The following is a 7,623-nucleotide window of genomic DNA, read 5'->3' as shown; positions in this document are numbered from 1 at the left end:
GGCCGCCTTGCAGCCCTTCCTGCATCGCTACAACTGGCATCGGCCACACTCCGCGCTCAACCGCCAGCCACCCATGAGCCGCATAAGGCGGTGTGCTCACTGCACACAACGAGGCGGCAACGACGGCATGCGCCCCCAGGGACCCAAGCCCTGCGGGTGATCCCAGGAAACGGGCGCCCTCCGCGTTGCAAATGCTCAGCGGGGGAGTGACCCCGCTTCCGCTTTGCGCCTTGATGGCGCCCGTTTCCTGGGTCACGTGAGGCTTCAAATAGCGTTAACAGGCCCTAGACCGCGACGCCTTCCCAGGCGAACTGTCTCGGCGTCACGAGCGCCGCCCGCGGCCGGTTCGGCGGCAGGCGCAGCATGTCTTCCACCGTCGTCTCGGCGAAGCCGCGACCGTAGCCGGGGCGCATGTCTTCCATCATCGTGGTGCGGGCGAAGCCGTGGCGGCCGAAGCCGTCGTCGAGCTGCACCGTGTCGGCGAAGCCGTCGCTGTCGGTCCCGGCACGCGCCGCCGCCAGCTCGTCTTCCTGTCGGGACGGGCGGTTTGCCAGCACCTTCAGGGCGGCCTCGCGGACCTGGATGGCCTTCTGCGCCGAAGCATCGAGTTCGCCCTTGAGCTGGGCGATCTGACGCCGGCATTGCGAAAGCAGCTCCGCCGCCTCCTGCTGCGCCAGCGTGTGGCGGTTCCTGAGGGCGGCGACCGTGCGGCGGTGGATGCCGCGGCCGATCCACCACTGGACGCCGGCAGCCACCGTTGCGCTGGCGGCGGCGATCGTCAGTACGTCGTTGAGCACCATGGCGAGTGTTCTCCTGCTGATGGCGCCAGTGTGGCCATGCGGCCCGGCACGAAGCTCAACACGGCGAACCGCTCCGCACGAAAGCGAAGCCCCAACGAGAACGGCGACCTCGCGGTCGCCGTTCTCGTTGGGCCGTAGCCCGACTAGAACCCCAGGCTCGCCAGCAGGTCGTCCACTTCGCCCTGGTTGGTCACCACGTCGGTGCGGCCTTCGGGGTTGACCACCGGGCCGTTCAGCAGCTGCGCCTCCACCTTGTGCGCCTGCTCCGGCGGCGCCGCCTGCACCAGCAGCTTGACCAGGCTGTCTTCCAGCTCGGTGGCCAGCGTGACCACCTTGGCCACCACCTGGCCGGTCAGGTCGTGGAAGTCCTGCGCCATCATGATGTCGGTGAGGTGGCTGTCGATGCGCTTGGTGCTCGCCTCCACGTCGCCCACGAAGTTCATCACCGCGCCCGAGGCCACCGCCTTCACCGGGTCGGCCACGATGGCGGCCGCCATGCGGCGGGTTTCGCTGGCGATGTGCTCATGCTCGGCCTTGGCCGAGTCCACCAGGTTCAGCACCTTGTTGGCGGCGTCGGCCGTCTTGATGGCGATGTAGTTCAGCCGGCTGCGCGCATCTGGCAGGTTGTCGGCGGCCACCTGCAGCTTGGGCATCACGCCCAGCTGCTCCAGCGTGTCGTGCAGCTGGCGCGTGATGGTGCCCAGCTGCTGGAAGATTTCCGGCGACGCTTGCGCGGCCATCTGCGGCGCGAGGTTCGCGAGTTCGTCCATTTTCATGTTGTGCCTTCCGTCGTCCGGGTCAATCAAGCCGCGATCTTCTGCATGATCTTCTGTACCTTCTCCTCGAGCGTCGCTTTGGTGAAGGGCTTGACGATGTAGCCGGCCGCGCCGGACTGTGCCGCCAGGACGATGTCCTCCTTGCGGGCTTCGGCCGTGACCATGAGCACCGGCAGGTGCTTCAGGCTTTCGTCGGCCTTGATGCTCTTGAGCAGCTCGAAGCCGTTCATGTTCGGCATGTTGATGTCGCTCACCACGAAGTCGAACTTGGTGGTGCGCAGCATGTTCAGCGCCACCACGCCGTCTTCCGCTTCTTCGGCGTTGTTGCAGCCCATTTCCTTCAGAAGGCCGCGAACGATGCGGCGCATCGTGGAGAAGTCGTCGACGATCAGGAACTTGAGGTCGGCTGTGCTCATGTTGGATAAACCTCGTTGGCAGGCAGGCAGAGGGTTAATGGAAAGTCTGGTGCTTTATCGGAACACCGCGGCCGGACTTGAGGCGGCCGCGTCGGCGCCCACCGTGACCTCGGGCATGGTGCCGAAGAAGCGGTCTTCCGCGTCGCGGTTCATCACGATGATGCTGATGCGCCGGTTCACCGGATCGAACGGGTTGTCGCGCTGGAACGGCACGCTGGCGGCCAGGCCCTGCACGCGCAGCACCTTGGTGTCGGCCAGCCCGCCGGCGAGCAGCTCGCGACGGGAGGCGTTGGCCCGGTCGGCCGACAGCTCCCAGTTGCTGTAGCCGCGCTCGCCCGAGCTGAAGGGCTGGGCATCGGTGTGGCCTTCGAGCGTGAGCTTGTTGGGCACCTCGGTCAGCATGGCGCCGATGGAGCGCAGCAGGTCGCGCATGTAGGGCTTCACCACGGCCGACCCGCTGTCGAACATCGGCCGGTTCTGGTCATCGACGATCTGGATGCGCAGGCCGTCCCGGGTGAGGTCGAGCCGCACCTGCGACTGGAACTCCTTCCAGCGCGGGTCGGCGGCCAGCACCATCTCGACCTTCTGCTTGAGCGACTTGAGCCGTTCGGCTTCGGCGGCCGCCTGCAGCTTGCGCACCTCGTTGGGGTCGTAGGGCTTGTTCTTGTCGGACTCGTTGGTGGCGCGCTTGAGCTGCCCCGAGGCCTTGGTGAGGTCGGTACCGCCCCCCTTGATGAGGGAGTTGGCATCGCCGGCGCCGCTGCCGCCGCTCATGCTCACCTTGAGCGGACTGTTGAAGTAGTCCTGGATGCCCTTGCGGTCTCCCTCGGTGGTGGAGCCCAGCAGCCACATCAGCAGGAAGAAGGCCATCATCGCCGTCACGAAGTCGGCATAGGCGATCTTCCAGGCGCCGCCGTGGTGGGCATGGCCGCCCTTCTTGATCTTCTTGACGATGATCGGCTGGAGCTTCTTCGCGTCACCGGCCATGGCCGTCCCCCGAAGTCGCTACGCGGGCGAGCCAGCTCATTTCTTGCCTTTGACGTGGCCTTCGAGCTCGCTGAAGCTCGGGCGCTCGGTCGAATACAGCACCTTGCGGCCGAACTCCACCGCGATCTGCGGCGCATAACCCTGCATCGAGGCCAGCAGCGTGGTCTTGATGCACTGCAGTTCCTTGGTGCCCTCGTCGATCTTCTGTTCCAGCAGGCCGGCCAGCGGCTCGAAGATGCCGTACGACAGCAGGATGCCGAGAAAGGTGCCCACCAGCGCCGAGCCGATCATGCCGCCCAGCACCGCGGGCGGCTGGCCCACCGAGCCCATGGTGTTCACCACGCCCAGCACCGCCGCCACGATACCGAAGGCCGGCAGGCCGCCGGCCAGGCGCTGCAGTGCAGCGGCCGGCTGGTGAGCCTCGTGGTGGTGGGTGTCGATCTCGCTGTCCATGAGGCTCTCGATCTCGTGGGCGTTGAGGTTGCCCGAGACCATCATGCGCAGGTAGTCGGTGATGAACTCGACCACGTGGTGGTCGCTGCCCACGGTGGAGTACTTCTTGAACAGCGGCGAGTTGTGCGGCTCCTCCACGTCCTTCTCGATGGACATGAGGCCTTCCTTGCGGGCCTTCTGCAGCAGGTCGTACAGCAGCGCCATCAGCTCCATGTAGCGTGCCTTGCTGTACTTCGAGCCCTTGAAGCACGAAGCCAGGCCCGCCACCGCGCCCTTGAGCACCTTGGGCTGGTTGGTGGCAATGAAGGCACCCACGGCCGCGCCCATGATGGTGATCATCTCGAACGGCAGTGCCTTCAACACGACGCTGATATTGCCTCCGTGCACGACGAACACGCCGAACACGCAGCCAAGCGCCACAACGAATCCAATGATGACGAACATCTGTGTTCTTTCAGATCCCTGCCCGGGGAGAGCAGCCGATGCGCGGCCGCGAAAACTTTGCTGCTCTTATCGGCGCCGGGCGAGGTGACTTGAGTTTGGATCGCGGGCGCTCCCTGCGATCGGCGGAACAGCGGTGTTCCAGGTGTCCAAACCGCGGCGGCCCGCCAAAAGAAAAACGGGTCCCGAAGGACCCGTGCAAAGCACTCACCAAAGAGGTGCCAGGAGGAGACTCACATGAAAAAACCGGTCAGGCTCAATGCATCTGGATGGCGCCGGCGGCCTTGCCCTTGCCGGCACGGGCGGGCGGGTTGCACAGGCCGCAGGTGAAATGTTTGGCGGTTTCGTGCGGGTGCGTGACGAAGTGGCCGCCGCACTTGTTGCACGGGGTCATGGTCAGCATGCCGTTGTCGACGAACTTCACGAGGCGCCAGGCGCGGGTGACGGACAGCAGCGCTTCCAGGCCCTGGGCCTGGGTCTGCTCGAGGTAGAGGCGGTAGGCCTTGATCACCACGTCGATCTCGTCCATCTCGGCCACCTTATTCAGGTACTCGTGGATGTTGAGGAACAGCGAGGCATGGATGTTCGGCTGCCAGGTCATGAACCAGTCGGTCGAGAAGGGGAGCTGGCCTTTCGACGGCGACTTGCCCGAGACCTCCTTGTAGAGGCGCAGCAGGCGCTCGTAGGACAGGTCGGTTTCCGACTCCAGCACCTGCAGGCGGGCGCCCAGCTGAATCAGCGTGACGGCACGTTCGATCTGCTTGGCTTCGGTGAGGATGCTCTTGGTGCGCATGTCAGTTCCAACAATCTGGTAGGTCGCGGGAGGTTCAGGCTGCTTCCTGGTGGCGGCCGGCCATCAGGATGCTGGCGTGCAGGCGGGCCACGCTGTCGTTGGCGGCCGACTTGCCATGGTTGGTCAGCAGGCCCCACACCATGTCGTCGTCGACGCGCATGCGGCACAGCAGCGTGTTGCCGGAGGCGACCTTCATCATCTGGGCGGGGCTCAGCACGTTGATCAGATCGGCGGTTTCTTCCGAGATGCCCAGGCGGAACAGGGCCTGCTCGCGGTCGGCGCGGATCAGGCTCTGCGCCAGCATCAGGTACGAGAGGTTGGCTTCGCGGATTTCCATCAGGATCTGGTCGGCGTTCATGCAGTGGCTCCTAGGTCTCGTGATTCGTTCGGTGGATCTGGCTTGTTTTCCGGGTGCTGCTTTCGCTTTCACCGTGAAGCGAACTTTAGAAGCCGATACAGCCCGACAACATCAGTTGCGTTCTGTGCCTTGAGTCCTTCTTTTCCTGCACCCGGTGTCAGGCAAATTCCTACAGGAGTGCTGGAAATGCCAGCTATTTCACGGCTTCACCCTCGCCCCCTTCCGCGCCCCTTGTTGCAAATCGGAGGCCTCAAGTCCTGCGGTGGACGGCCGATAAATCTCCGTTGGCGTGTCGAGTCCGGGCCGCCGCGCAACTACTTCACGCAGTTGCTGCTTGACAAACAGCCCTAAAGTTTTTTCAGAGCCGGCCCGATAACCACCCAACGGCGACGAGCAATCGAAACCGTGGTCCGGAGTAGCCGGCGGATGGAACGACAAGAGTGGCAACCCTCCCGCACTTCCTGTCTTGCATCCCATGACTGTCGCCGGGCGCAGCCTGAAGAGGCGCCGAAGGTTCACGTCACATCGCCCACAGCGAAACGATGCGGACAACAAGCACCGAGGCAGGCACGGCTGGCAGGACGGGCGTCCCCCAGCTTTGGCAATGCCGGCGCTCTTGCCGGGAGTCACCTTCTACGGAAAGACTGAAAGGTTTTCATCATGGGCATGACCATCAACACCAACATCTCGTCGCTGACGGCGCAGCGCAACGCGTCGAAGACTCAGAACGACCTGAACACGGCGATTTCCCGCCTGTCTTCGGGCCTGCGCATCAACAGCGCCAAGGACGACGCCGCCGGCCTGGCCATTTCCGAGCGCTTCACCTCGCAGATCCGCGGCCTGAACCAGGCAGCGCGCAACGCCAACGACGGCATCTCGCTGGCCCAGACCGCTGAAGGCGCGCTCCAGGCCGCCGGCGGCATCCTGCAGCGGGTGCGTGAACTGGCCGTGCAGTCGGCCAACGCCTCCAACAGCGCCAGCGACCGCCAGGCCCTGCAGCAGGAAGTCTCCCAGCTGGTCTCCGAGCTCGACCGCATCTCCACCACGACCGAGTTCAACGGCCAGAAGCTGCTCGACGGCACGTTCGGCACCCAGCAGTTCCAGGTCGGCGCCAACGCCAACCAGACCATCACCGCCACCACCGCCAACGTGCGCACCAGCGTCTACGGCAACAACCAGATCAAGGCCGATGGCTCCGCCACCGCTGCCGCAGCCTGGGGTTCCAACGGCGTGACGGGTGCCACCCTGACGATCAACGGTTCGCTGGGCAGCAAGGCCGTGACCGTGGCCGCCAACCAGACCGCCAAGGACATCGCCGCCAACATCAACGCGGTCAGGGGCGACACCGGCGTGACCGCCACCGCTCGCACCGAGGTCAACCTGGCTTTCGGTGCGGCCGGTTCGTACTCGCTGAACCTGCGTTCGGACAACGGCACCGACCAGACCGTGGCCTTCACGCTGTCGGCCGCCGCCACCGCCGACGGCTTGTCGGCTGCCGTGGCCGCCATCAACGAGCAGACCTCGAAGACCGGCGTGACCGCCGCGCTGAACACCGCCGGCACGGCCGTGGTGCTCACCAGCGCCACCGGCAACGACATCCGCGTGGCTGACACGACCGTGGCCAACGCCGGCGCCGTGACGGTGCGCAAGCTCGACTCCGACGGCAACTTCGTCGGTGCCGCGTCCACGCTGGCCGCCGACACCACGGCTGAAAACACGCTGACGAGCGGCTACATCACGCTGGACTCCGACAAGTCCTTCGCGATCGACAACTCGACGGCCGTGGCCACCGACGCGTTCGCCGACGGCGCCTCCACGCTGAACAAGGTGTCCGACCTCGACGTGTCGACCTTCGCCAAGGCCAGCGAGGCCCTGAAGACGGTGGACTCGGCGCTGACCTTCATCAACAGCGAACGCGCCAAGCTGGGCGCCCTGCAGTCGCGCTTCGAAACCACGATCGCCAACCTGCAGACCACCAGCGAGAACCTGTCCGCCTCGCGCAGCCGCATCCAGGATGCCGACTTCGCCAAGGAAACAGCCGCCCTGTCGCGCGCCCAGGTGCTGCAGCAGGCCGGCACGGCGATGATCGCCCAGGCCAACCAGCTGCCGCAGGGCGTTCTCTCCCTGTTGCGTTGAGCCCACCCCCGTAGCGCCTTCCGGCGCTCCCCCTCAAGGGGACGGCCCCAGCGGACCGGCAGAGCCGGATCCGCGGGGCCACGCGGGACAGCCCCGCGACCTTTGGGTCGCGGGGCTTTTTCCTTTGGTGTTCGGGTGGTGTCGCTGTAACAGTGGGCTTGCGCCGGTCAACCGCGGCCGGCATTGGCCGAAAACCCCTACACAACAGGGAAGAAGAATCGTCACGTGGGCTCGTCCATCAACACCAACCCGGCATCGCTCATGGCGCAGCGCCATGCCGCCAGGACGCAAGCCAGCCTCCGCACCGCGATCTCGCGCCTGTCTTCGGGCCTGCGCATCGACAGCGCCAAGGACGATGCCGCCGGCCTGGCCATTTCCGAGCGCTTCACCTCGCAGATCCGCGGCCTGAACCAGGCAGCGCGCAACGCCAACGACGGCATCTCGCTGGCCCAGACCACCGAAG

Annotated in this window: 9 protein-coding genes; 2 read left to right on the top strand and 7 right to left on the bottom strand. The window is 65.5% G+C overall.

The genetic code is table 11. From position 1 onward, the window contains the following. Positions 1 to 284 precede the first annotated feature (284 nt). The 7 genes from E8D38_RS26890 to flhD all read right to left on the bottom strand — a co-directional run bounded on the left by E8D38_RS26890 (position 285) and on the right by flhD (position 5,024). The gene (locus E8D38_RS26890) at positions 285 to 800 is read right to left on the bottom strand and encodes a hypothetical protein (protein WP_140637355.1); all 516 of its coding nucleotides are present in this window, start codon (positions 798 to 800) and stop codon (positions 285 to 287) included. Between the two features lie 143 nt (positions 801 to 943). Next, positions 944 to 1,576, bottom strand: a complete 633-nt coding sequence (locus tag E8D38_RS26885; protein WP_140637354.1) for a protein phosphatase CheZ — start codon at positions 1,574 to 1,576, stop codon at positions 944 to 946. A 26-nt stretch (positions 1,577 to 1,602) separates the two neighbouring features. Next, the gene (gene cheY, locus E8D38_RS26880) at positions 1,603 to 1,992 is read right to left on the bottom strand and encodes a chemotaxis response regulator CheY (RefSeq protein ID WP_140637353.1); all 390 of its coding nucleotides are present in this window, start codon (positions 1,990 to 1,992) and stop codon (positions 1,603 to 1,605) included. Positions 1,993 to 2,046: 54 nt separating this feature from the next. Next, complete coding sequence (gene motB, locus E8D38_RS26875) at positions 2,047 to 2,979, bottom strand: flagellar motor protein MotB (protein WP_140637352.1); 933 nt, start codon at positions 2,977 to 2,979, stop codon at positions 2,047 to 2,049. 36 nt (positions 2,980 to 3,015) lie between these two features. Beyond that, complete coding sequence (motA, locus tag E8D38_RS26870) at positions 3,016 to 3,876, bottom strand: flagellar motor stator protein MotA (protein ID WP_140637351.1); 861 nt, start codon at positions 3,874 to 3,876, stop codon at positions 3,016 to 3,018. Between the two features lie 253 nt (positions 3,877 to 4,129). Further along, on the bottom strand, positions 4,130 to 4,666 hold the full coding sequence (flhC, locus tag E8D38_RS26865) for a flagellar transcriptional regulator FlhC (RefSeq protein ID WP_140637350.1): 537 nt from the start codon (positions 4,664 to 4,666) through the stop codon (positions 4,130 to 4,132). Between the two features lie 34 nt (positions 4,667 to 4,700). Continuing rightward, positions 4,701 to 5,024, bottom strand: coding sequence for a flagellar transcriptional regulator FlhD (flhD, locus tag E8D38_RS26860; protein WP_140637349.1), 324 nt, complete (start codon positions 5,022 to 5,024; stop codon positions 4,701 to 4,703). Positions 5,025 to 5,684: 660 nt separating this feature from the next. Between flhD and E8D38_RS26855 the strand changes: the two genes are divergently transcribed. Beyond that, positions 5,685 to 7,160 carry a flagellin N-terminal helical domain-containing protein gene (locus tag E8D38_RS26855; RefSeq protein WP_140637348.1) on the top strand — a complete coding sequence of 492 codons (1,476 nt, stop codon included), beginning with the start codon at positions 5,685 to 5,687 and terminating at the stop codon, positions 7,158 to 7,160. A 225-nt stretch (positions 7,161 to 7,385) separates the two neighbouring features. Next, the coding region (locus E8D38_RS26850) for a flagellin N-terminal helical domain-containing protein (protein WP_484209559.1) at positions 7,386 to 7,623 on the top strand (238 nt) is incomplete at its 3' end.

It is taken from the genome of Methylibium rhizosphaerae (assembly GCF_006386545.1).
Lineage (GTDB): Bacteria > Pseudomonadota > Gammaproteobacteria > Burkholderiales > Burkholderiaceae_C > Pseudorivibacter > Pseudorivibacter rhizosphaerae.
This window is presented reverse-complemented; position numbering and strand designations above follow the sequence as displayed.